The sequence below is a fragment of the Corynebacterium vitaeruminis genome (assembly GCF_001054325.1).
GTDB lineage: Bacteria > Actinomycetota > Actinomycetes > Mycobacteriales > Mycobacteriaceae > Corynebacterium > Corynebacterium vitaeruminis_A.
In genome coordinates this window covers 270,491-292,917 of sequence record NZ_JVVM01000025.1, presented here as the reverse complement: position 1 = coordinate 292,917, position 22,427 = coordinate 270,491, and the positions used below count along the sequence as shown (strand labels likewise).

Here is a 22,427-nt window from a genome sequence, read left to right as displayed (position 1 = left end):
GCTGCAAATGTGAAACTGTGCGAGTTTATGACACTTTCAAGCCATTTTTCGGGCCATTTTTGACATAAGCGTAGTCAGTAACTTCCATCGCCCCACCGCCGCCAGCCATAAACGCAATAACCGCCTGAACCTACCCCTCTAAAAACAAAAACCACAATCCTTAGCCACAGTGAAACTGCGACCTCGGATTGCGGTTCTTTGTAAAAATTAGGAAGCTATTTGCTTCGCGCTAGCCTGAATAAGGCTTAGCCCTGACGGGCCTTGAAGCGCGGCTCCTTCTTGTTGATCACGTAGACCTTGCCACGACGGCGCACGACCTGGGCGCCCGGCTTGTTCTTCAGCGACCGAAGGGACTTACGGACCTTCATTCGGGCGCTCCTTTCTACTCGGCTCCGAAACGGGAGTGCGCACACTGCACTCTCCCGGGCAATCACCCCAGTGACTGCCTGGCAACACACACTGCCTGATTATTCGAAGACATATCAGAGAGTATGCGTTACGACACGAGTTGCCATACTACCCAATAAGCGGCATAACTCCAAAAATCGCGGGAAACATGTAATTTACAGCCAACTCCGAGAACTCAACTCCCCTTTTTACAGTCATCGTCGTTTACCTATTTTTCCGGTGAGTTCCACTTCCCTACTTCCACTTCCCTACTTGGCCGCGGCAATCATGTACTCACGAACCTCCGCAAGCGTCTTACCCGAGGTCTCCGGCACGGCCTTGATGGTGAATACCAGCGCAATTGCACCCGTGATGGCGAAGAAGAAGAACGACCAGGAACCGCCGACAGCATCCACCATCGGTAGGAATGCCTGCGCCACAAACCAGTTGGCAACCCACAGTGCCAGACCTGCGAGTCCCATACCCAAGCCACGGGCTTCAACCGGGACAATCTCGGAGATTAGGAGCCAGGTCGCTACGGAGACAGCCGCCTGCTGGAACACGATAAACACGGTCATCAGCAGAAGCGACATCATCGCACCCGTCGAAGAGTTGCTTGACAGTCCATAGACCGGCGCCAGCACCAGCAGCGAGCTCGCACAACCCACCAAACCAATAATCAGCATTCGACGACGACCAATTCGGTCAATAATGCTCATACCGATTGCGCACGAAATCACCGAGGCGATACCGATGATGATGGAGGTGTAGACGGAGCTTTCCGTCGACAAGCCAACCTTGTTCATCATCGTCGGCGCGAAATACATAATTGCATTCGCGCCTGTGACCTGCTGCGTCACGCCAATAAGCATCGCAATGATAACCGTACGTCGCACCCACGGAGTCTTCAGGGCCTGACGCTCTGCCGCACGCTGATCGGCGCTTGACGACGCCTCACCAACTGCTACCTCATCCAACGTCGACTGGTCCCCCTGCATCTGGCGTAGCACGGCCAGCGCCTTGCCCTCCTGACCTCGCCGGACGAGGTAAGCCGGGGTATCCGGCAGAACCAGCATGCCGATGAGCAGCACAATGCCGGGGACAGCACCGAGTCCGAGCATGAGTCGCCAGTTACCGGAGGAGGCCAGAGCAGAGTTGGTGAGGAATGCCACCAGCTGGCCAATCACGATCATCAGCGAGTTCAGGCTGACCAGGCGTCCGCGCACATGCGGTGGCGCCATTTCGGAGATGTACATCGGCACGACGATCGAAACACCACCGATGCAGATGCCGAGCAGGGTACGCGCAGCACCCAGCGAGAACGCACTAGTAGCGAAGGCACACCAAATACTGCCGATGATGAAGCCAACAGCTCCGAGCAAGATGGTGCCACGGCGTCCTAAGGAGTCCGCTACACGACCACCGAGGAACGCACCAATCGCAGCGCCGACTAACAGCATGGCGGTGACAGTGGACTCCTGTCCCGGAGTCAGCTCAAAAGAGCGCTGGATATACAGCAGCGCGCCGGAGATCACGCCGGTGTCGTAACCAAAGAGGAGGCCGCCTAGCGCGGCGATGATAGCCACTGCTATCGACCGAGTTGTGGTGGTTTCCCGATTCGGTCCAGTCTTATTTTGTTCGGTTGTACTCACGCTGAAAATCTTGCCACCGTCAGGCTAAATACCCCTTATCCGAAGACTACTTACTCGATAAAGACGGTAGTTTTCGCACCTATCTGACGGGAAAACCTTCCCTTTCCGCGCCCTGAACTAGCGGTAGAGTAAGGCCCATGACACCAGCAGGCACACCGAATTTCTCTCATCCCCTCCAGTCGGAGATTATTAGCGACCTCCACGTTCACCCCACCATCGATTCCGCCGAGGAAATCCGCCGCCGAGTCGACTTCCTCTGCGATTACTTCCGCGTCGCGCACGCGAAGGGATTCGTGCTGGGGATCTCAGGTGGCCAGGACTCCACGCTGGCCGGTCGCTTGGCGCAGCTGGCCGTCGAAAAGCTTCGCGACGGCGGTGAGGATGCCACTTTCATCGCCATTCGCCTCCCCCACGGTGTGCAGGCCGATGAGGACGACGCACAAGTGGCACTGCAATTCATTCAGCCCGACCAAAGCCTAACTATCGATATCGCGCCAGCCACCGCCGCGATGACGACTCAGGTCACTGGCGCCCTGAACGGCAACGCTATCAGCGACTTCAACAAGGGCAACGTTAAGGCCCGCATGCGCATGATCGCCCAATACGCAGTCGCAGGCGTGGACGGCGCTTTAGTTATCGGAACAGATCACGCTGCGGAGGCCGTCACCGGTTTTTACACCAAGCACGGCGACGGCGCATGCGATCTCGTCCCACTGCAGGGACTGAGCAAGCGCCAGGGCGCAGCCTTGCTTCAGCACCTAGGCGCCCCGGCCAGCACGTGGGAGAAAACCCCGACCGCCGACCTGGAGGAAGATCGCCCCGCGCTTCCCGACGAAGTTGCGCTCGGGGTGACCTATACCGCCATCGACGACTACCTTGAAGGCAAGGCAGTCTCAGATGAAGATGCTGCCCGGATTGAGCACCTCTACTCCATCTCCCGCCACAAGCGAGCTGTTCCGCCCGGACCGGCCGATTCGTGGTGGCGTTAAGCTGCTGACTCGGGTCGCTGGTTCAGAACAGCCAGACCTTAAGAGAAAGCCTCTGCACCAGCGTCCCAAATAGCGCCAACTGCGGCCAAGCTGTCTGCTGTATCAGCCTCGGCGCTGGACTCCAGCGCTGGTGACCCTTCCTGGACGAGCTCGGCGGTCACTAAACCGTGGGCGAAAGCCCACATGGCCAGCCCCTTAGGCTCATCGCCGGCAACCTTGATGAAGGCATCGCGAATCCAGGCATCCAACGACGAAGGCGAGGCAACATTCACGAAATTAGTGCGACTCATCAAACGGTAGCCATGCGGGTCATCGAGAACTGCCTGACGGTACGCCTGGAGCAGGGATGCCGAAGTGCAGTCCTCATCAATGGCAGCATGAATGCGCTTACCCAGATTCTCAAGACTTTCGTTCAGCAGTAGCTGCAGGAGCTCTTCCTTGCCGCTGATGTGCTTGTACAGCGATGGCGCCTTGACATCGAGCCGCGCTGCAAGGCGGCGCATACTAATAGCGCTCCAGCCCGACTCGCGCAGCATCGCGCGCGCCTCATCAACAATCTTCTGCATACGTGGGGACTGCTTGCGCACATCGGGCTGCGCTGGCACCCCATCGGGGGATTCTATGGTGCACGTCACATTGGTGACTGTAACGCGTTACATCTCACTTAGGGCGCTTTTGGGTAATTTAACCCAACAATTTTTAAAAAAACAGCTAACGGCGGTGCTCAGGCATTAAAAGCTACCTTTGCACGCCGCTAACTACTGCTTCACGACGAAGCTTTCCCGTCGCCAAGCAAAAGTGCCGTATGCCGCCACTACACTTCGTAGCGATTCGGTTCCCCACCGAGGTGGAAACGGCGGCCCGAAATATCATTCGGAGTAATACGCACGTAGTTGTACTTCAGAGTCGGCAGCCACGGCTTCAGCGGCAGCTCATCTGCAGCGTTAATCTCGGCACGAGAGGTAAGAACCTCTGCTTCCCCCTTGACGATGACCGACCACGCCTTCTGAGCCTCCTTATCGGCAAAGTCGGACTCAAAGAGAACATCGTGGTTCAGAGAGACAGTAAAGAGCTTCGAACCCTCGGCAGTGCGGAAGTAAATACTTCCCTCATGAACGACGTAGTTCAGCGGGAAAAGATCCATGTCGTCTTTACGACGAACAACGAGACGCCCAAAAGTCTGCGTAGCCAGCAGCTCAAGGGATTCTTCGGCGGATAGGTTCTGAATGACGGAGTCGTTGTATGCCATACCCCCAGTATTCCACCGTTCAGACAAAGTTGCTAGAGCCATACGAGTTACCAATCATTGTGGTGAACGGCGAGCACACTACCAGGGCAGATACAAGAAAACCCCCGGTCATTTCGACCGAGGGATTTCATACTGGTGGAGCTAACGGGGCTTCACAAACTAAGGGCATTTACCCAGGTAGACGGCTTAACCGAAAAAATAACCGTTCGGGCGTGCCAGATATGTGCCAGATTTTCCAAAAAGCGCCCCCAAAAACACCTAGAAAGGACCGCCACATTTGACCGTCTACACCGAACACACATACAGCCCACACGCTACCAACCACTAGACCAAAAGAACGGAAAACCACTATGTCCACCTACACCGCCCACGCACTCCGAGAACTACAGGAACTCACCGCAAGCATTGTTTGCCCCGAGCTCCCGTTAGCCGACGAGATCAACGACGGCACGCCGCTCACCATTGAGCATGTGAACACCCTCACCGACACACTTAGCCGCATTGCAGGCCGTGACACACACAAGGAAGTTCAAATGGCTCTTGAAGCTGCCCGTGACGCGCACCGAGCCACGCCGGGCGATACCAACAACAGCTAAGTCATTAAGCGACCGGCCCGGCCATGCTAAGTGTAAGAATCACCCGGTTTTTACATAATCGCAGGTTGGGCCGGTGCTGTAGAACGCTCTGTAAGCGATTAAGGGGTGTTAGGGTACCTGCCACCCGCGTTTAACCGCTTAGAATCGATTTGTGAACAGGGGTTTTTGCGTAGGTCAACGAGGGTAAGCCCCACGAGTGCACGGAAACTATGGCAGATGGGCGGCTGTCCAAATTGGACAGTCGGTAAGCCCCACGCGCGCACGGAAACTAACCGGGGCAGGTGTCTCATTTGCGACACCTCCTGTAAGCCCCACGCGCGCACGGAATCTATTGCGGAAAATCTTCCGAATTGACAGCTCCGTACGTAAGCCCCCCCCGCGCACGGGAACTAAACAGTTATTCAGAGTTGTTTGAAACAACTAGGAGTAAGCCCCACGCATAAAGGACTATCCAGGGTGGGCAATTTGCCCACCCTGCCGTAAGTCGGTAGCACGGAATTCCGTGTTATTACCGAATCCGGGAATTTTCCAAATTGGTATTTCCTCCCCGGTCATTATTGACCGTGCACGCGCTCACCGCGTAACCCTGTAATCCAGAATCCAGGATTATGCCCAAGGCTCCCGGGTCTCACCGAGATATTTACAACTTGTAAACAACAGGCGATTGGGTCACTGCCATCAGCACCGAATCTTGAAAGTTTTAAAATCCTTAACATTCACGGCTGCACGTGATGACATTGTCACCACCTCATCACCAGCACCGAATCTTGAAAGATTCAAAAAACCTCTAGTGCACACGGCTTCACGTGTCACATTTGTTACACCTGTCGGGGCCGCCGGATTTCACACTGGTGTGACATTCACCCCTGCCGCTACCGCCTGCCAAATGGAGATTTCTCCAATTCCTCAATCACACGCGCCCGCTGCGCATACGCCGCCACAACCTCTTTCGCAGGTACCGGCTCCATTGCTTCCAGCGACCGGATCAGCGCCGTGAGCTCATCAAACTGTGCCTGCCACCTACTAGCGTCCTGCTTCACCACATCACCCCATATTCCCTTTACGTTTTGACACCAATAGTTTATGGCACACCACACCCTTAAAACAGCCTGCCACCAGCAGCAACCGCCACCGAGTAGCAGCGACCCGGACCCTGTTTTTGGGCTTGTTCGACACCACCGGCCACCGGGGGAGGTACCGCAACAACGCAGTGCCCTTTAGCGCCATGGACACCGCCAGGGATACCTCCCCACCCGCTAATTAGCACCGCAAAACAAAAGGAGAGAGAGACAAGCAAGCACAGTGAACCGAGAGAGTCGCGGGCGAGCCACCGCCCTAAGATTTCCGGGGCCGCACATCTCAAGGGCACGCGAACCGGGCACGGGCTGCATCACACGCCCGGCTTATCTAGCACCGACTACCCTGCCCGGCGCGCCGCCATTTCTTCTTTCACCCTCAGCACGTCGCTAGTCCTGTAGACCCATTTCTTGCCGCTCCAGAATCCTTGCAGTTTTCCAGCGCGCCGCCAATTGCGGACCGAGGTAGCAGACACGCCGCACCAGGTTGCAACCTCTACCGTGCTGCCTGCCGGTGGGTGTTTTTCAGGTGGGTTGATAGCGCCCTGCAGGGTATCGGCGTACAGCTCTACTTCATCGAGCCAACTCACGCCGTTGCTGCCTGAACGCAAGGACCACCACGGGGCCGAGGTAACCCATTGCTGCGCTGCTAGTTGGTTGCTGTGGCCTGCTAGCCACCAAGCAAGTGCTTCACCGCTGCGATCGCGTGGAACGCCTGTAATGCCGTCAGCACGCGCCTGCAGCACACCGCACTTGAGTAGGTCCTGCAGCTCTATCGACAACTGCAGCCAAGACAGATTGCACGGTGGTGTTGAGCGTGGATTACGCCGCCTGATTTCCCCGAACCGCGCCACGCGGCCATGACCGCCGATAAGGTCATTAAGGTTTTCTGCCAGGCGCGCAATAGTGGTTAAGGCTGTGACGAGTCGGGTTTCAATGGCCTGTTGTTCAGGTGTATTTGCGATGTGAACCATCATGTTTTCATACTAGTTCACTTCGCAAACGTTTTCGTGTGGTGCTGAACCGTCTCACACTGCTATCTGCCGCTACTCACCGGAAAAGTGCCAAAACGGTCAAACCCGTACACGAACAGCGCAGCAATGCCCTCCGGTCGACAAGGCAGGCTGGGGAGGGGGTCACCCCCTGGGCCTGGAATCCCACGGTCAGGCGCAGCCCCAGCGCCATTGCCTACCGGGCGACACATGCCCCGGGGCCGGGGGGTTATCCCCTGGGGCTGTGAAACCCCAGACCTGTAACCGACTCTCACGCCTACGCCACCGGGGGCCGGGACCAGCTTCACGGAGGGGATAGCCCCCAGGGGTCTTTCACCACAGGACCGCCCGGCGCGCCGGGCTGCTCCCTTTAGGCTAGGACGCCCTTTTTCTTACCCCCTGTCCTAAGTGTCCTAAGTGTCCTATGTGCTGGTCAGGGCGTTTTTTGGTGTCCTATGTGGTGTCCTATGGTGTCCTATCTTCGTGTCCTAGGTTAGGACGGGTTAGGACGGTGGTTAGGACGCTGGAAACCACCGCCTACCTGGGGTTAGGTCGGTTAGGTCACTTAGGACGGGGTGTTAAGTGAACTCACAAAGTCCTGCCATGTTTCGCCCTTGCCGATAATCCAACACTGCTTATCGACGTAGCGAATAGCTTTAGCGTGTACCAGTTCCGCTAGCATGTCTTCCGCGTCTTTACGCCACCTGCGCTGAGGATTAGTAATCTCACTTACACGCACCTGCTCACTACCCTTTAACGCCTCGTAGACCAATTGGTGAATGCGCTTCCTACGTGCTGCATACTCTGCTTCTTCACGTGTCATCTGCTTGACCACGGCTGAGGCCTGCAGGCGTTCGTTACAGGACTCACGTACTTTCTTTGAGTACGCTATGAGCGCGCCCGCACGCCGCCAATCATCATCGGTAAAGCCGCGCTCTTCCGCATGCCCTCTAAACACGGCCAGCAGTGCAGCGATACGCACCCGAGTTAACAATAGGTGCGAGTCAAGCCCGCCTGTATAGCCTTTAGTGAGCCGCAACCTGCTGCGCTGCTTCACCTGCCTACTGGCCTTATCGCACGCGCGGATTACCGTCCCCGCCTTAGGGAATTGCACCGCGTCCAACTCTGGCCCAACCTTAGGCAACTGGCTAGGCACGTTCGGATCTAGCAGCTCCGTCCACATGAACCGGTGGGGCAATCCATCATCGGGGTTATCCAGCAGCGCCCCTACCCTGCCCCGTTGGGCTCCGATAATCAGCCCGGTGGAATACGTGCCCCCGGCTATGGTGTCCACACTGTTTTTCGTCGCATTGCCGACCGTGCTGCCGCTGTAGAGCTTCAGCAGGTTTTGCCTAAGCGTGGCACCGTCGCGCTTCATCAATGTTTCGGCGTTGCTGATTTCCGTCTCCGTGAACAGCACCCGGGGGTTAGGTTTAGGGGCCGGGTCATCTTTGTCCGGCGCGGGTGGCATAAACGCGGATACCAGTGATTCACCCGAGCCTAGCGGCCGCTCTTCCAGCCCCGCGGGGAAACTGGTGCGGACCAGTGGGTAGGCCTTAGTAGACCGATTGATTACCGTGTCCTTGCCCATACCGGAATCACCAACCAGCACAAGATAGGCGTTCAGTGGTGTGGGGCCCAGCCCAGCGTTAACGGTAATAGGGTGGCTTGCCGCCGCAATCCTGGTCAGCGTCACAAGTAGGAATGCGATCGGTGGCACGTAGTGAGCGCGGGCGTAATCCTGTAGGTGCTCGAGCGCGTCTGAGCCGTCGAATACGTCCCTATGTAGCTGCGTCCACTCTTGTGCGGTTAGTACCGAGTCCAGCGGAATATCCGCGCCGACCCTAGCCGCGGTTGCTTCCGCGCGCTGCATTGTCTGCTTCACGTCGCTTGCAGTCATTCCAGCCATTAGGCCACCCCCTGGACTGGAGAGTAAGCCCGGACCTGCTGCCCGTTGATAAGGGCCCGCTGCCCCGCGTTCTGTGCATACAGAACACGGTCCACTACTTCACCTGTACCGACCAACGTTGCTCCATCTAAGCACCGCTGGATACCCGCCTGGGCTTGCACCAGGGCCGCAAAACCCGACTGTTCAACCAACAGGCAGGCCGCAACATTAATCAGCCCAAGCTCAGCGAAACACAGTGCCTTGCCGTCGCTGTAGCAATCGCTTCCGGTAATCCTGCGCATAACCTGAACACTTACCGGGCCCTGCCGCTCATGCAGGCGCTGCCCAAACTGCACAATGTTCACAGCCTCCTGGCCCCGGCCCGACTCCAGCAGCTCCAGGACACCACCTAGCAGCACCTCAAACGCCGGTTGATACAACCGAGGGAACGCCTGCACGGTTAAGCCACGCCGGGCGATAGCGTACTGCACTGTTTCCGCCGTACTGGAGACAAGATAGGCAAGTGTTTGTACCGCAAAAGTTTCCCACACGCTGGGCACACCCTGCCCCACTGGGTTAGTATGGCGGTAGAAACTTGCTTGATTGTCCCCGTGCTGGCCCGGTGCGGGGATATTCTTTTCAGCCATGCCTTACGCCACCTCCCCGCCGTTGTCGATAGCCGGGTGGGGTACCACACCACTAGGGTGCATACAGATGGTGAACGGGCGTACTCCTGTATGCCGCACGCCGTCGGTATCGACCTCTTCATACGGCTCTAGCTCGATGACAGTCAACGGCACGTCATTGCTGTAGTGCGTGGCGGTATCAAGCTGGTGCACCCGAACCTCATACGCAAGGATCTTCTGCAAAGTCTCCAGAACGCTTATCGCAAGGTCTGCCTGTTCGGACGCGCTCATATCGTCTGCGAGTGTGTACAGCGCTTCTATGGCCGCGTCGATTAGCCCGTTTTCCTTGAGGTAGGCCAGTGAATCGGCTGGGGTGTAGTTGGTAGTCATTGTTACGCCACCACCTTGCGGGTGGCGCGGGACTCCATGAGGGTATCCAGCTCGAGCATGTCCACACGCAGGGTGCGGGGTGTCGGGTAGTAGCCAGTCAGTTCCCCGGCGTTAATCATGCGCCGGATAGTTTTCTCACTGATTGCCCAGCGCTCTGCAGCGTCTTTTACGCTGCCCATAAGCCGGGGCTTAAGCTGCTTACTGCGAGCGGCTGCGGTGGTGGTTTTCGTGGTGGCGTTCTTCGCTACACCATTCATAATTTGGCAAGCTCCTACTAAGGACTTCCCGACCACCAACACGGGGTTTGCTTGCCTAAGCTCGGTGCGATTAGTACAGGTCTAGCATACCACTAGCTACCCTTTCGTTACCTTAACTTCCTTGTTGGAAGCTTTTCGTTTCCGTTCAATATCCTGCAAAACGTCTTCATAGGCTGGCATATATTCAACGTGCCTACAGTTCAATCGGAAGATATCGGACGATGCGCATGTGCTCAGTCGAGTTGCGTCAATCCCCGCCTTAGTACGCCGATACGTACCCCCACCCCGCTGCAATGAATAGCCCTGCCTTGCAGTCTCAGCCAGACTTCGGGAGCCTGTAGAAAACTCAACACCGCCTATAACTACGTGCACGTATTGCCTAGTCAACATAAAGTTATCGCCGTTATATGGAACAACCGCCCCTAAGAAACACCCATGCTTGCACCTGTAAACAACTCTCGCCACTTTCCGCAGCTGGGCATTGCGCCCGCTCCCAGAAAAAGCGTCAGCAATCGCGTTAAGTAACTCTTTCTCTGCCAGCAATTCCCGAAACTTTAGTTCAGCTTCTCGTTTACAGCGCTTGTCTACTGGGCTGCTCTCAAATTCAAACCCCTCATACGGGACAAAACGGCTTGCCATGCCCTCTACTCCTGTCCTGCCCGACGCGCCGCTGTAACCGACACGTCCACCACGTCCATAAGCTCCGTTGTCCGCTCAGCCCGAACCTGCATGTAAATGCCCATAATCACACTCAAATCATCATCACCGAGAATGCGGCCAATCTCTTTAACATGCGCTCCCTCTTCCGCAAGCCGGGTCACCAACCAGCGCCGCCCCGAATGCGGTTTAATCCGCCCAGACACACCCGCCCGCTTAGTAGTACGATCCAGCACCGACCTGTAGGACGTATCCATAACAATTTCGCCCGCCCCGGTGGTGGTGAGCAATCGCGCCGGGCGTGTGCCGCCGCCGAGCTCATCAGCCAGATTAAGGTCCACCGGGTCCGGGGCTACATGCTTAGCCAGGTGCTCCCACAACAACGGCACCATTGACGGCATAAAAGGGACCTCCCTGTTACCCGCCTGGCTCTTAGGCTTTTGCACCAGCATGTACGTGCTACCGCCGTCCGGTGTAATCCGCTGGGCATTCTGCCTAACCCGAATTGAGTACCGAGGGGCATACGGCACGGGGGTATCAGAAATAACATCGTCTACTTCCAGGGCGATTGCTTCACCGATACGCAGGCCATGGAACAGACACAGCACGGTCAACAGCTTGTACCGCGGTTTCATTGCAGACACCACGGTATGCAGCTCTTCCGTGGTGGGCAGATACGGTAATTCCCGCTCTCTACGCCGTTTAGCCGCCGCAATCTCTACAGGGCTACGGTCTATCAACTCACGTCGCTGAGCTTCGTCACACGCCGCTTTAAGCCGCACATAGGCCTTGTGGTTAGTTTCCGGGGTGTCATAAGCGCGGGTGATACCGTCCCACCACGCGTACACATCGGCTTTAGTCAGTTCTACAAGGGGAATACCGGCAAGCCGGGTGATGTCGGGATCCACGTCACCAGGTGGCCGCGGGTCAGTAATGCGGTTGCGGACGGTACGCCGGTAGATCTGCAGCGTGGACGCGCGGACCGTAAGGCCGTCATGATACTGATCTAGCCATGCTTCCACGGTAAGGGCGTGGCGCTCCTGCGCTAGCTGCTCTTCCGCCGCGCGCTGCTCTGGTGGTGTCCACTCATTGAAACTGATTAGCTTTTCTTCTTCATTGAGCCAGCCTTGAGCAAGGCCGCGGGTTTTGAAAGTGTCTGGGGCCTTACACTCCTGCCCCCGGTAGGTGTAGCGAGCCTGGAATCTTCCAGACTTGAGTTTTCGGATACTGCCGAATGCCATTGTTTCCGCCTGTGGTGGTCATGTCGGGCGTGCCAGATTTGTGCCAGATATGCCAGATTTGTGCCAGATTCCAGTCTATCCGAGTCCACAACAGGACATTAATCATGTAGACTGAAACCAGTCGCTACCAGGGTAGATACAAGAAAACCCCCGGTCATTTCGACCGAGGGATTTCATACTGGTGGAGCTAACGGGACTCGAACCCGTGACCCCCACACTGCCAGTGTGATGCGCTACCAGCTGCGCCATAGCCCCAGAATCAACATCGAAGTGGCTTTTACCCCTCCGCTGTGGACTCCTCAAAGGCTACATGGCACTGTCATGTATCACCAAATCCGCATGTAGAACACGTTTTTTACACATCCGTTGCGTGACCTGGAGCGAATCTGTCAAACATGAACTGAAGATGAATCGTGCGGGCGTGCGCGGAAATTAGCGCAGAGCCACCTTGACCCACTGTCCCAGTCCGCCATCACCGGAAATGTTTTCCAAGATATCCTTGCCATCGACAAAGACGTGCGGCGAGGAAACCTTGCCCAGGCGCTTCTCAAGGTCGTCGAAGTTAACGTTTGCGCTTGCCTTTGCCTCGGTGGTGTCGATGCCGGAGCGGACTTCGCCGACAATTTCGTCAGCAACACCCAGCTGTTCCAGACGGTCAGCCAGCTCATCATTGTCCCACGTGACGGAGTTCTGCTGGTCGGCCATCATCATTGTATGGAAGTTCCAGTATGCGCGAGCATCACCGGTCTCAGCAATCTTGCGGGCAACCGCGAAGGCGCGAGTGGAGTGGCCGTCACGCTGCTCCTTCTCCTGGCCATCCAGGAAGTTCAGGATGCGGTATTCAGCGACAAGCTTGCCGTCGTTTAGCGCCTTGAGCTCATCATCGTGGCCCTCTTCGCTCATCTGCGCACAGTAGTGGCACGAGAAGTCCTCAAAAATTGTGGCCGTTTTAGCTCCTTCGGCGCCATCCTTGCTCAGTCGGACGACATCACCGTCGAGTGCGACGGAGAAGTCGACGTCCTCATCTGGCAGCCCCTCAATCGGCTGCGATCGGCCGATGTAAATAACTCCGCCAATAACAAGGGCAACGACAGCAAGAAGAGCAATCAGGCCAACGACGAAGCCACTGCTCTTTTCATTTGGATTCTTAATCTTCTGACTCACACCGCTTACGATAGCGGTGATTTCTTGCCAACGACACAATTGCGCCTGAGAAAACGGAAATGTTTGCTAGGCCCCCATCGCCTAGTCCCATCCCCCAGGGCTTCATTCTCTGGGCAGCTGGCTAGGCGTAAATGGCCAACTTCTTCCACGGCCACACGTACACAAATACAGCCAAGGCCAGAAAACCGATATCTCGGGCGATTGACTTTAGATATGAAACCGCATCAGCGTTCTCGTCGTAGCCACCACCGCCAAAGCAACCGCAGTCAATCTGCAGGCCGCGTGCCCACGCCGAAATAATACCGGCGATGAACGCCAGTAAGAGCAACCCCGACAGCACTGCTACCGGGCGCAGGAACAGTCCCAATACCAGTAGGAGCCCGAGGATGACTTCGAAAGCGGGTAGCGCAACCGCCACGGTCGGCACCAATTCACTCGGCAGCAGCTCATAAGCTTGCACTGCTTGACGAGATTCCAGCGGGTTCAGCAGTTTGATAAGGCCTGAGTACAACCAAACTGCAGCCAGGCCGAATCGTGCCACCACGCCTACGAAGTTCTTCATACACAGAAATGTTAGTACAGGCTAACTGTTTACAGCTAGCCCAACGGCTATCAATTACCCGTTCAGAACTGCGGAGACCACGTCCTGTGCCTCAGCCTGAACCTGGGCCAGGTGGTCCGCGCCCTTGAAGGACTCCGCGTAGATCTTGTACTTATCTTCAGTACCCGACGGACGTGCCGCGAACCAAGCGTTTTCCGTAACAACCTTGAGGCCACCAATCGCAGCGCCGTTCCCCGGTGCTTCGGTCAGCTTGGCTGCGATGGTCTCCCCTGCCAGGGTGTCGGCCTTGACCTGCTCCGGCGAGAGCTTCTTCAGAATTGCCTTCTGCTCACGGGTTGCGTCCGCATCGGTGCGGGCGTAAGCCGGGGCACCGTACTTATCGGCGAGCTCTGCGTAGAGCTGCGATGGAGTCTTCTCGGTCACAGCCGTAATCTCGCTGGCCAAGAGGTCCAGGATGATGCCGTCCTTGTCGGTAGACCACACCGTGCCGTCGTGACGCAGGAACGATGCACCAGCGGATTCTTCACCACCGAAACCGATGGTGCCACCGAGCAGACCCGGGACGAACCACTTGAAGCCGACTGGAACCTCCACAAGCTTGCGGCCCAGGTTAGCGACAACCCGATCAATCATCGACGAGGACACCAGCGTCTTACCGACCGCGGTCTCCTGCGACCAGCCCGGGCGGTGCGTAAAGAGGTAATCAATGGCGACGGCCAGGTAGTGGTTCGGGTTCATCAGACCCGCATCCGGAGTCACAATTCCGTGGCGGTCCGAGTCCGCATCGTTGCCGGTGGAGATGTCGAACTTGTCGCGGTTACCAATCAAGGATGCCATCGCATTCGGCGAGGAGCAGTCCATACGAATCTTGCCGTCGGTATCCAGAGTCATAAAACGCCAGGTCGCATCAACCAGCGGATTGACCACAGTCAGGTCCAGGTTGTGCGTCTCGCCAATTGCGCCCCAGTAATCCACCGACGCGCCACCCATTGGGTCAGCACCGATACGCACGCCGACATCACGGATGGCATCGAGGTTGACAACATTCGGCAGATCCGACACGTATGCGTTGAGGTAATCATGCTTAACGACGAGGTCTCCGGCCTTATCCACCAGCTGGCGCTTAACCTCATCCAAGCCCTTCGCCAGGTATTCATTGGCGCGAGCTGCGATCCAGTCCGTCGCATCCGCATCCGCCGGGCCGCCGGTCGGTGGATTGTACTTAAAACCACCATCCCGTGGCGGATTGTGGGAGGGAGTAATCACGATACCGTCGGCACGCGCGGAGCTATTGCCCGTCGGACCGCCCTCCACATCGCGGTTGTAGGTCAGAATTGCGTGGCTGACGGCCGGGGTCGGCGTGTAGCGATCCTGAGCATCAACCATCACGGTAATGCCGTTGGCGGTGAGCACCTCGAGGGCGGAAATCATTGCCGGCTCGGACAGGCCGTGGGTATCGCGGCCGACGTAGAGCGGCCCTTCAATGCCCTGGCCCTTGCGGTAATCCACGATGGCCTGGGTGGTGGCGTGAATGTGGTCTTCGTTGAAAGCGCCGTCGAGGGAGGAACCGCGGTGCCCGGAAGTACCGAAGACGACCTTCTGGTCAGGGTTAGTTGGGTCCGGGTGCTTTGTGTAGTAGGCAGTGACCAGTTCCGCGACATCGATAAGGTCGGATGGCTGGGCCAATTGCCCGGCGCGCTCATGAGCCATTGTGGGTATCCTCCTGCTAAATCAGCGAACTGCGCAACCGCCGATTTCATTGCCGACCAACCGGCCGAGACAAGGAAACCGAACTTAGATGCGCTTCCTCTTCCCAGTGTCCCCGTTTTAGGGCCAACGCGCATGGCCAGAACCACTCGGTAATGCAAACTCGCCCCTGCAATAGGGTGCATCAGATAGATTGGCGCGTGCCGACGGGAGCACCTTCTCGAGAGGATTCCGGGCTGCCGGCACCTGTCTCCTGTCTCCCCTTTAGCCGCTGTGCTAGCGTTTGCCCTGTGAATGAGGAATCTGTTGCTCCGAAGCTGCCATCAGCAGGACGAGCGCAGGTTCTGACAGCTCTGGCCGTGGCCGGCGGTGCCGCTGTTGGCGCAATATGTCGCTTTCTGTTCGGAGCGGCGATCGATGCAATCGTTGGCTCGGGAATTAGCGCAATCTCGACGACTGTCATCAACTTACTGGGCTGCCTTCTCTTCGGTCTGGTCAGCAGTATCGCGTTTGCTAATCCCCGGCTCGCCGCTTTCTTCGGCACCGGCTTTTGTGGCGGCTTCACCACCTTCTCCGCCTTTGTCATTCTCCTGTTGGCACAGGCCGACACGTCAGTCGCTCTTCTTATCAGTGTTGGGCTTATTCACCTGCTGTGTTGTCCTCTCGCCTACTGGTTGGGAACCAAGTGTGCGCGGGAGGTTGCGGAATGACCGGCGACCTCCTCAGCTCCTTTTCCTCAGCGGTCTCTGCCATCCTCGCTGTCGCAGTTGGTGCCGCAGTAGGTGGAGCGCTGCGCTATGCACTGGCCGAACTTGCGGTGAAGTGGGCTGATTCTAAGCTGCCCGGAACGTGGACCGCGAATATGCTCGCTTGTTTGGTCGCCGGTGCCGCTGCTGTGGTGTGGTCGCGGGGAACGTCGACAAGCGACGGCATAACCCCTGCCCTGGCCTATGCGACGGTGATGATTGGCTTCGCCGGTGGTCTGTCGACTTGGTCGACGCTTGCCGGAGAGATTGTGCGCCTTAAAAATCAACACTTTTGGAGGGCATGCGGGTACGTCGCTCTCACACTGATTGGCGGAACAATCTTTGCTTTCGTCGGAATGTGTTTACCCCCACTTGTGGCGAATTAGTGGCGCGATGATGGAATTCTGAAAGTTTGATGGCTGTATCTAGGCATTCCATCAGTAAAGTTCCACACCATGGAAAGCTTCAGCGATTTTGCCTCAGCGGCGGATAGTTTCATTTGGAGTCCGTACCTCCTGATCCCCGCGCTGATTGGCACCGGAATCATCTTGACCATTCGTCTGGGCGCAATTCACCTGGCCAAGCTCGGCCCGGCACTGCGCCTCGGACTCATCGACCGTAGCGACGACGACGCCGAGGGGGATATCACCAACTACCAGGCGCTTGCGACGGCGCTCGCGGCAACTGTCGGCGTCGGCAATATTGTCGGTGTCGCTACCGCTATCGGTCTGGGTGGCCCGGGTGCCCTGTTCTGGATGTGGGTGACCGGCCTGCTAGGTATGGCATCAAAATACTCCGAAGCATTCCTGGGCGTGAAGTACCGCCAGGTCGATGCAGCTGGCGAACAGTCCGGCGGTCCGCAGTACTACCTCCGCAAGGCCATCCCGAACGGTTTTGGTAAGACATTGGGCGTTCTGTTCGCCGTCTTCGCGGCGCTGGCAGCGTTTGGTATCGGCAACCTGACCCAGGGCAATGCCGTGGCCTCCAACTTGGAGAACAGCTTCGACATCGATCCGACGCTCACCGGCATGATTATGTTCATCCTGGTAGGCGCGGCTCTGATGGGTGGCATTAAGTCGATTGGCCGCATCACCGCCAGCTTTGTGCCGATGATGATTGTGCTCTACATCGGTGCGGCCGTGTGGGTGCTCGTCGCCAATGTCTCGGCGCTGCCAGAGACCTTCAAGCTCATCTTCACCGATGCTTTCACCGGCACCGCGGCCGTTGGTGGATTTGCAGGCTCCACGCTGATTCTCGCCCTACAGATGGGTGTTGCCCGCGGTCTGTTCTCCAACGAGTCGGGCCTGGGTTCCGGTGCTATCGCCGCTGCCGCCGCATCGACCACTCACCCAGTTCGACAGGGGCTGGTTTCCATGACTCAGACCTTCATCGACACCATCATCGTCGTTTCCTTCACCGGCCTGGTTATCATCAGCACCGGTGTTTGGCAGGATGGCAACATCGACACTGGCGCGCTGACTGCTGAGGCATTTTCCCGTGGTCTGCCTGGCCACTGGGGTGGCACTATCGTCACGCTGTCGGTTGTCTTCTTCGCGTTTTCCACCATGCTGGGCTGGTCCTACTATGGTGAGCGCGCGTTCGAGTCCCTGGTCGGACGCCGCGGTACCGGCCTCTACCGTGCGGTCTTCACCTGTGTAGTCTTCGTCGGTGCTGTTACTCAGCTGGAAACCGTCTGGTCCGTCGCCTCGGCCCTCAACGGTCTGATGGCGCTGCCGAACCTCATCGGTCTAATCGTCCTGTCCGGACTCATCGCCCGCGAGACAAAGGCCTACCTCGAATTCGACCCGCAGCTGCGCGCGACCGCTGCGGAGATTGATAAATGGCAGTCTCAGCAGAACTTCGAGGCCTTCAGCAAGAATTAGCTGAAACTGCCAGCTGCTCCGTAGGGTCTACGGCAAAACTACGAGCAGGTCTGCGCGGTCTCCGGCTTTTCGATTGCCGCAAGCGCGTCGTCAAGCACGGAGACCTTGACCAACTTCATATCGCCTCGATCGGCAGTTACAGCCTCTGTGCAATTGCCCTCCGGTACGAAGAACATCTCGGCGCCCTCATCTCGGGCGGCCGAGATTTTGTGTGTAATACCACCGATTTCACCCACATTTCCGGCAGCATCAATCGTGCCGGTACCGGCGAGGCGGTGTCCTTCGGTCAGGTCGCCCGGGCTCAGCTTGTCGATCACTCCGAGCGTCATCATGAGACCCGCCGACGGACCTCCAATGCCACTGAGCTGGTACTCAACCTTGGTGTCATCCGCGGATTGTGACCCCATCCCAACGCCGAGCAGCGCCGCATTCTTCTGATGCGGGTTTTCCGCCAGCGTCACCGAAATATCGACGGCTCTCTTGGGATCAGAGTCCTTTCCTTTGGCTGCCTTCTGCTTATCGACGGCCACAGGCTTGACCTTCAGCGTGACGGGATCGCCCGGCTTGCGTCCGGCAATAATCGCCTTGACTTGCTCGGGTCTGTTCACTGCCACCCCATTCACTGCGAGGATCACATCGTCTTCATGCAGTCGACCATCGACGGGGCTGTCCGGCACTGTGTACGCGACGGTGACTTCCATAGGCAAGCCCAGATGTGCCAACGCAGCAGAGGTGGCGTTGGCCTCCGATTCGGTGAATGCGGCCTTGTTTTCCTCTTCCACTTCATCCTGGCTCTGGCCAGGAGGGAAAACTGCCTCAATAGGGACGATGTCGTTGTCACGATCAAACCACAGGCCGATGACCTGCGGCAATGTCAAATTATGTCGAACTGCAACGGTGGTCATATCCAGCGTGCCCTTGGAGCGCTCGGAGTCCGCAGCACTGCCACTGACCGAGATAATGCTCTTCCCCTCGACATCGCCGAGGACATCGAAGACCGGGCCAGGCCCCTGTGCGGCATAGGGCACTGTCAGCGTGGGCAGCGAAAGCACAGTTGCCAACGCGGCGATAGGCACAGCGCCCGCAACAAGAGTTTGGGTACGACGATTCACAGATAACACCCTACATTCTCACCACCTGTCTCTTGGACACCTAATGAATCTTGTCCGCGATTGCCCGTTTCATGTTCGCTGTCTTGTTCGCTGGGCGCGAAGTTGCCAATAAAGAGGTGCTTTTAAGTACGCACGCGGGTCATTGCCCGGTACGGTGGGAGCATGAGTTCTAACGGATTTGGCTTTGGTCCGAACGACAATGACGACGACCGCGACGACGCTGGCAACAACGACTCCGGCCAGGGCGGTCAGGGCGGCCAGGGCGGTCCTTTCGGTTTCTTCGGTTTTCCCTTCGGTGGCATGGGCGGTGCCGGTGGCTTCGGCTTCGGCGGTCCCGGGCAGCCCGGCAGCGGCGGCTCGGGCAAGGGAGATCAGCCGAACTTGGGCGATATCCTCAACCAGTTCGGCGAGATGTTCTCCGGTATGGGACAGCGGTTCCAGGAGGCCAACTCTGGGCCAGTCAATTACGACGCAGCGGAGCGCGTTGCGCGGACCCGTCTTGGTAACCCGGCTCCGGTGAAGGACTCCGCTCGCGAGGCTTTGACTGACTCCCTGCGGCTGGCTGAGCTGTGGTTGGATGACGCCACTTCCCTGCCCGCTGGCGCAAACCGCGTAGAAGCGTGGAACAGCCTGCAGTGGTTGGATAACACTAAGCCGACATGGACTCGTCTGGTCGACCCTGTCGCCAGCCGGATGAGTGATGCCTCCCTCGAAGGCGTTCCAGAGGAAGCCCGCGAGATGATGGGTCCGATGCTGGGCATCATGCGCCAAATGAACTCGATGAGTTTCGGCACTCAGCTGGGCAACGCACTGGCTGATTTGGCACAGACGAGCCTGACTGGCTCTGACCTCGGGCTGCCACTACACACCACTGGCGCGGCAGTGCTGCTACCAACTCACCTCGTCGGGCTGGCGGAGGAACTCGAGGTACCAGCGCGCGATTTGTTTATTTACGCCACTGCCCGAGAAGCTGCACACCAGCGACTCTTCGACCGCGTGCCATGGCTGGTTGAACGCATGATTTCCTCTGTTGAGGAGTACGCCGCCGGCATCGTCGTCGACTACTCCGCGATTGAAGAGGCCGCCCGTGGTCTGGATATTGAGAACCTGCAGGATCCACAGCGTATCCAGGAAGCTATGAGCGAGCTGCAGAATATGGATCTGAGCCCGAAGATTCGTTCTCGTAACGAGAATGCTCGCACTCGTTTCCAGACGCTGCTCGCACTGGTCGAGGGCTGGGTGGACCTGGTTGTCACTGATGCTCTTGGTGAGCGCCTACCGGGTGCCGCGCAGTTGGATGAGGCCTGGCGTCGTCGTCGCGCCACCGAAGGCGCTGAGCAGGCGCTAGAGAAGGCAACCGGCATTGACCTCGGCTCTCCCAAGGTGCGTGAGGCAATCAACTTGTGGCACCGCCTGACTACCGCTGTGGGCATCGAGCGACGTGACAAGGTCTGGGATCACCCGGACTTCCTGCCTGTGGCAGAGGATTTGGATGAACCCGCGGCCTTTATTGACTCGGTTCTTGGTGGCTCGGAAAGCGATGACTTCGACCCGATCGCAGAGCTTGAAGAGCAGCTGCGGAAGGAAGCCGAAAAGCGTGCCGCTGAAGGCAATGACAGCGACGTAGATGAGGACAGTTCTGGCGACTCCGCGGACGACAACAACGCCGGGGGTAGCGACGCAGACGACGACAAGTAGCGCGTTAGCTCTGGGTTCCCCAGCGCTGATACGCCTCTAAATAGCCCCGTGCCCGTTCGTGGTACGGGGCTTTTGCCGCCCAGTACCAGAACTCTTCGGTATGACCGCCGTCGACGAATGTGTGCACCAATTCGTGCACAATGACATCGTCGAGGACGTATCCCGGGACGTCGGCAAGCCTGTGCGAAATACGAATGCGGCCCGGACTATCGACACCGCCGGTGACTGACGCCCACCTGCGCGACATGTTCTTGACCCACTTGATCGACTCTAACCGCGGGCGATCTTCCAGCACCGTGCGAGAGAGCAGGCGTGCGCGTCGCTCAAGCTCGGAATTGTCCAAGTTGCTACCGACTTTTTTCCGCACCCGTGCGACAATTTCGTCGACCTGCTGTTTTTCCGAAGCAGCACTGAGGTCGTCCGGGATCATGACAATGATCCGGTTTCCCTCCGCGCGGGCGGACACTGTACGGCGGCGGCGCTTCGAGCGCCGAACCTCAACATCCGGGCCGTACTCAGGTCGCTTGGTGCTCATGCTTTTTAAGCGTATATGCTCTGCCCTGCTATTGCGTAAAAGTTGGCCCCAGGGTAAAAGATATTTTTATGGGGGAATACAGGGATCGGTCTCGGGGGCGGGACGGTACAGCGGAAGCAATCGATTCGGATGCACGTGCGGAGCCAACGCATACAACACCTGCAGCGACTTACGCCCTGCGACCGGAGATACCAATTGTCATGCGTCCGGGCGCGCGGATTCAGTTCGGTGTAGAGCCCGAGCGCAGTATGATTCTGCCGCTTTCCGACGGCACTCCGCCGGGTCCTGTCTTTTCCGCGCTGCTTGCAGCTCATAGAGGTTCCGCCCTGGGTGATGCCTTTGCTGACAGCGGCGGCAAGCTACCACCGCAGTTCATTGCAACACTTATCTCCGATCTGCACCGCGCCGCACTGGTGCAAAAAACACCGACACGGCGAAGAATTACGCTGATAGGCCGGGATAGTTTGCGTACCGGACTTTTGAAGGAACTTCGTCGCACGGGCTGTGGTAGTTGGACGAAGGCAATGTCGCCGACTCGCAATGCCACGCTGAAAATAAGTCAATCGACCCCGGAGGATATCGGACTCGCGGTAGTCACGGGCATGGAGGTACCGAGCATGCCCTTGGTTCGCGCTCTGTTTCATCGTGGAATTGAGCATCTACACACGCATTTCCGCGATGGGGCGCTGATCCTTGGCCCGCTTGTTCACCAAGGCCAGGGGCCATGTGCAATGTGTTTCGAGGCTTATCGACGAGACCGCGACCCCGTCCGAGCGCTGATTGCGCTACAGCTTCGCACTTTTACGCCCGTAGCCGCGCCGGAATGGCTCAACACAGCGGTGCCACTTTTGGTTGGTCAGCTGCGGCGACCAGATATATCGGATCTATGTGCAACGGAAGTGCGCATAGATCTGGAAAGCCTCGATATCACTCGCACTACGATCGCGCCTCACCCGCAGTGTCCGGTGTGTGGCCATGGCAACTCGCAGATGGAGTTTATGTAATTCGAAGTTTTTTGAG

The 22,427-nt window shown here is 57.7% G+C and carries 23 protein-coding genes and 1 tRNA gene; 7 read left to right on the top strand and 17 right to left on the bottom strand.

The window, feature by feature from the left end; translation table 11 throughout:
- Positions 1–245 precede the first annotated feature (245 nt).
- Together ykgO and ADA16_RS08780 are read right to left on the bottom strand one after the other, a co-directional pair.
- Positions 246–368: a type B 50S ribosomal protein L36 gene (ykgO, locus tag ADA16_RS08785; RefSeq protein ID WP_005511141.1), complete on the bottom strand. Its 123-nt coding sequence runs from the start codon at positions 366–368 to the stop codon at positions 246–248.
- Between the two features lie 288 nt (positions 369–656).
- The gene (locus ADA16_RS08780) at positions 657–1,973 is read right to left on the bottom strand and encodes a sugar porter family MFS transporter (RefSeq protein ID WP_414629660.1); all 1,317 of its coding nucleotides are present in this window, start codon (positions 1,971–1,973) and stop codon (positions 657–659) included.
- Positions 1,974–2,176: 203 nt separating this feature from the next.
- Between ADA16_RS08780 and nadE the strand changes: the two genes are divergently transcribed.
- Positions 2,177–3,028, top strand: coding sequence for an ammonia-dependent NAD(+) synthetase (gene nadE, locus ADA16_RS08775; protein WP_048760951.1), 852 nt, complete (start codon positions 2,177–2,179; stop codon positions 3,026–3,028).
- Between the two features lie 38 nt (positions 3,029–3,066).
- Here the strand turns inward: nadE and ADA16_RS08770 are convergent, their stop codons facing one another.
- Positions 3,067–3,663, bottom strand: a complete 597-nt coding sequence (locus ADA16_RS08770; protein ID WP_239659412.1) for a TetR/AcrR family transcriptional regulator — start codon at positions 3,661–3,663, stop codon at positions 3,067–3,069.
- 179 nt (positions 3,664–3,842) lie between these two features.
- Complete coding sequence (locus tag ADA16_RS08765; RefSeq protein ID WP_048760949.1) at positions 3,843–4,277, bottom strand: pyridoxamine 5'-phosphate oxidase family protein; 435 nt, start codon at positions 4,275–4,277, stop codon at positions 3,843–3,845.
- 350 nt (positions 4,278–4,627) lie between these two features.
- Between ADA16_RS08765 and ADA16_RS08760 the strand changes: the two genes are divergently transcribed.
- Complete coding sequence (locus tag ADA16_RS08760) at positions 4,628–4,873, top strand: hypothetical protein (RefSeq protein ID WP_048760947.1); 246 nt, start codon at positions 4,628–4,630, stop codon at positions 4,871–4,873.
- Between the two features lie 872 nt (positions 4,874–5,745).
- On the opposite strand, the gene ADA16_RS11190 is transcribed toward ADA16_RS08760, so the two are convergent.
- From ADA16_RS11190 to pgm, 11 genes are all read right to left on the bottom strand, one after another.
- Positions 5,746–5,916, bottom strand: coding sequence for a hypothetical protein (locus ADA16_RS11190; RefSeq protein WP_161797594.1), 171 nt, complete (start codon positions 5,914–5,916; stop codon positions 5,746–5,748).
- A gap of 374 nt (positions 5,917–6,290) precedes the next feature.
- Positions 6,291–6,926: a helix-turn-helix domain-containing protein gene (locus ADA16_RS08755; RefSeq protein WP_048760945.1), complete on the bottom strand. Its 636-nt coding sequence runs from the start codon at positions 6,924–6,926 to the stop codon at positions 6,291–6,293.
- 580 nt (positions 6,927–7,506) lie between these two features.
- Positions 7,507–8,850: a hypothetical protein gene (locus tag ADA16_RS08750; protein ID WP_048760944.1), complete on the bottom strand. Its 1,344-nt coding sequence runs from the start codon at positions 8,848–8,850 to the stop codon at positions 7,507–7,509.
- A complete protein-coding gene (locus ADA16_RS08745; RefSeq protein ID WP_048760942.1) occupies positions 8,850–9,476 on the bottom strand; it encodes a hypothetical protein in 627 nt (208 codons plus the stop codon). Before ADA16_RS08745 ends, ADA16_RS08750 begins: the two co-directional genes overlap by 1 nt.
- Positions 9,477–9,479: 3 nt before the next feature.
- A complete protein-coding gene (locus ADA16_RS08740) occupies positions 9,480–9,845 on the bottom strand; it encodes a hypothetical protein (protein WP_048760941.1) in 366 nt (121 codons plus the stop codon).
- A 2-nt stretch (positions 9,846–9,847) separates the two neighbouring features.
- On the bottom strand, positions 9,848–10,102 hold the full coding sequence (locus ADA16_RS08735) for a helix-turn-helix domain-containing protein (RefSeq protein WP_048760938.1): 255 nt from the start codon (positions 10,100–10,102) through the stop codon (positions 9,848–9,850).
- Between the two features lie 644 nt (positions 10,103–10,746).
- Positions 10,747–12,000 (bottom strand): tyrosine-type recombinase/integrase, encoded by a 1,254-nt coding sequence (locus ADA16_RS08725; RefSeq protein WP_048760934.1) that lies wholly within the window; start codon positions 11,998–12,000, stop codon positions 10,747–10,749.
- A gap of 179 nt (positions 12,001–12,179) precedes the next feature.
- Positions 12,180–12,255: transfer RNA gene (locus ADA16_RS08720), tRNA-Ala, on the bottom strand.
- 177 nt (positions 12,256–12,432) lie between these two features.
- Complete coding sequence (locus tag ADA16_RS08715) at positions 12,433–13,164, bottom strand: DsbA family protein (protein WP_048760932.1); 732 nt, start codon at positions 13,162–13,164, stop codon at positions 12,433–12,435.
- 121 nt (positions 13,165–13,285) lie between these two features.
- Positions 13,286–13,726: a MauE/DoxX family redox-associated membrane protein gene (locus tag ADA16_RS08710; protein WP_048760930.1), complete on the bottom strand. Its 441-nt coding sequence runs from the start codon at positions 13,724–13,726 to the stop codon at positions 13,286–13,288.
- A gap of 54 nt (positions 13,727–13,780) precedes the next feature.
- Complete coding sequence (pgm, locus tag ADA16_RS08705) at positions 13,781–15,436, bottom strand: phosphoglucomutase (alpha-D-glucose-1,6-bisphosphate-dependent) (protein ID WP_048760929.1); 1,656 nt, start codon at positions 15,434–15,436, stop codon at positions 13,781–13,783.
- Between the two features lie 287 nt (positions 15,437–15,723).
- Here pgm and ADA16_RS08700 point away from each other — a divergent pair, with 287 nt between their 5' ends.
- The 3 genes from ADA16_RS08700 (at position 15,724) to ADA16_RS08690 (ending at position 18,062) form a co-directional block, all read left to right on the top strand.
- Positions 15,724–16,143 (top strand): CrcB family protein, encoded by a 420-nt coding sequence (locus ADA16_RS08700; protein WP_239659411.1) that lies wholly within the window; start codon positions 15,724–15,726, stop codon positions 16,141–16,143.
- Complete coding sequence (locus tag ADA16_RS08695) at positions 16,140–16,565, top strand: fluoride efflux transporter FluC (protein WP_048760926.1); 426 nt, start codon at positions 16,140–16,142, stop codon at positions 16,563–16,565. The genes ADA16_RS08700 and ADA16_RS08695 overlap by 4 nt, the downstream gene beginning before the upstream one ends.
- Positions 16,566–16,634: 69 nt before the next feature.
- Complete coding sequence (locus ADA16_RS08690) at positions 16,635–18,062, top strand: alanine/glycine:cation symporter family protein (RefSeq protein WP_048760925.1); 1,428 nt, start codon at positions 16,635–16,637, stop codon at positions 18,060–18,062.
- 38 nt (positions 18,063–18,100) lie between these two features.
- Here ADA16_RS08690 and ADA16_RS08685 read toward each other — a convergent pair whose 3' ends face one another.
- Complete coding sequence (locus tag ADA16_RS08685) at positions 18,101–19,174, bottom strand: YlbL family protein (protein WP_048760923.1); 1,074 nt, start codon at positions 19,172–19,174, stop codon at positions 18,101–18,103.
- 162 nt (positions 19,175–19,336) lie between these two features.
- Here ADA16_RS08685 and ADA16_RS08680 point away from each other — a divergent pair, with 162 nt between their 5' ends.
- A complete protein-coding gene (locus ADA16_RS08680) occupies positions 19,337–20,872 on the top strand; it encodes a zinc-dependent metalloprotease (protein ID WP_048760921.1) in 1,536 nt (511 codons plus the stop codon).
- A 4-nt stretch (positions 20,873–20,876) separates the two neighbouring features.
- Here the strand turns inward: ADA16_RS08680 and ADA16_RS08675 are convergent, their stop codons facing one another.
- Positions 20,877–21,407 carry a YgjP-like metallopeptidase domain-containing protein gene (locus tag ADA16_RS08675; RefSeq protein WP_048760919.1) on the bottom strand — a complete coding sequence of 177 codons (531 nt, stop codon included), beginning with the start codon at positions 21,405–21,407 and terminating at the stop codon, positions 20,877–20,879.
- Between the two features lie 68 nt (positions 21,408–21,475).
- Between ADA16_RS08675 and ADA16_RS08670 the strand changes: the two genes are divergently transcribed.
- Positions 21,476–22,411: a TOMM precursor leader peptide-binding protein gene (locus tag ADA16_RS08670; RefSeq protein WP_239659410.1), complete on the top strand. Its 936-nt coding sequence runs from the start codon at positions 21,476–21,478 to the stop codon at positions 22,409–22,411.
- Positions 22,412–22,427 lie beyond the last annotated feature (16 nt).

What these genes read in the sequence shown, in the direction of transcription:
- ADA16_RS08755 (WP_048760945.1), bottom strand. Translation starts at nt 6,926, where the DNA reads ATGATGGTTCACATCGCAAATACACCTGAACAACAGGCCATTGAAACC.
- ADA16_RS08695 (WP_048760926.1), top strand. Translation starts at nt 16,140, where the DNA reads ATGACCGGCGACCTCCTCAGCTCCTTTTCCTCAGCGGTCTCTGCCATC.
- pgm (WP_048760929.1), bottom strand. Translation starts at nt 15,436, where the DNA reads ATGGCTCATGAGCGCGCCGGGCAATTGGCCCAGCCATCCGACCTTATC.
- ADA16_RS08710 (WP_048760930.1), bottom strand. Translation starts at nt 13,726, where the DNA reads ATGAAGAACTTCGTAGGCGTGGTGGCACGATTCGGCCTGGCTGCAGTT.
- nadE (WP_048760951.1), top strand. Translation starts at nt 2,177, where the DNA reads ATGACACCAGCAGGCACACCGAATTTCTCTCATCCCCTCCAGTCGGAG.
- ADA16_RS08680 (WP_048760921.1), top strand. Translation starts at nt 19,337, where the DNA reads ATGAGTTCTAACGGATTTGGCTTTGGTCCGAACGACAATGACGACGAC.
- ADA16_RS08670 (WP_239659410.1), top strand. Translation starts at nt 21,476, where the DNA reads ATGGGGGAATACAGGGATCGGTCTCGGGGGCGGGACGGTACAGCGGAA.
- ADA16_RS08750 (WP_048760944.1), bottom strand. Translation starts at nt 8,850, where the DNA reads ATGGCTGGAATGACTGCAAGCGACGTGAAGCAGACAATGCAGCGCGCG.
- ADA16_RS08735 (WP_048760938.1), bottom strand. Translation starts at nt 10,102, where the DNA reads ATGAATGGTGTAGCGAAGAACGCCACCACGAAAACCACCACCGCAGCC.
- ADA16_RS08765 (WP_048760949.1), bottom strand. Translation starts at nt 4,277, where the DNA reads ATGGCATACAACGACTCCGTCATTCAGAACCTATCCGCCGAAGAATCC.
- ADA16_RS08675 (WP_048760919.1), bottom strand. Translation starts at nt 21,407, where the DNA reads ATGAGCACCAAGCGACCTGAGTACGGCCCGGATGTTGAGGTTCGGCGC.
- ADA16_RS08740 (WP_048760941.1), bottom strand. Translation starts at nt 9,845, where the DNA reads ATGACTACCAACTACACCCCAGCCGATTCACTGGCCTACCTCAAGGAA.
- ykgO (WP_005511141.1), bottom strand. Translation starts at nt 368, where the DNA reads ATGAAGGTCCGTAAGTCCCTTCGGTCGCTGAAGAACAAGCCGGGCGCC.
- ADA16_RS08725 (WP_048760934.1), bottom strand. Translation starts at nt 12,000, where the DNA reads ATGGCATTCGGCAGTATCCGAAAACTCAAGTCTGGAAGATTCCAGGCT.
- ADA16_RS08690 (WP_048760925.1), top strand. Translation starts at nt 16,635, where the DNA reads ATGGAAAGCTTCAGCGATTTTGCCTCAGCGGCGGATAGTTTCATTTGG.
- ADA16_RS08760 (WP_048760947.1), top strand. Translation starts at nt 4,628, where the DNA reads ATGTCCACCTACACCGCCCACGCACTCCGAGAACTACAGGAACTCACC.
- ADA16_RS08745 (WP_048760942.1), bottom strand. Translation starts at nt 9,476, where the DNA reads ATGGCTGAAAAGAATATCCCCGCACCGGGCCAGCACGGGGACAATCAA.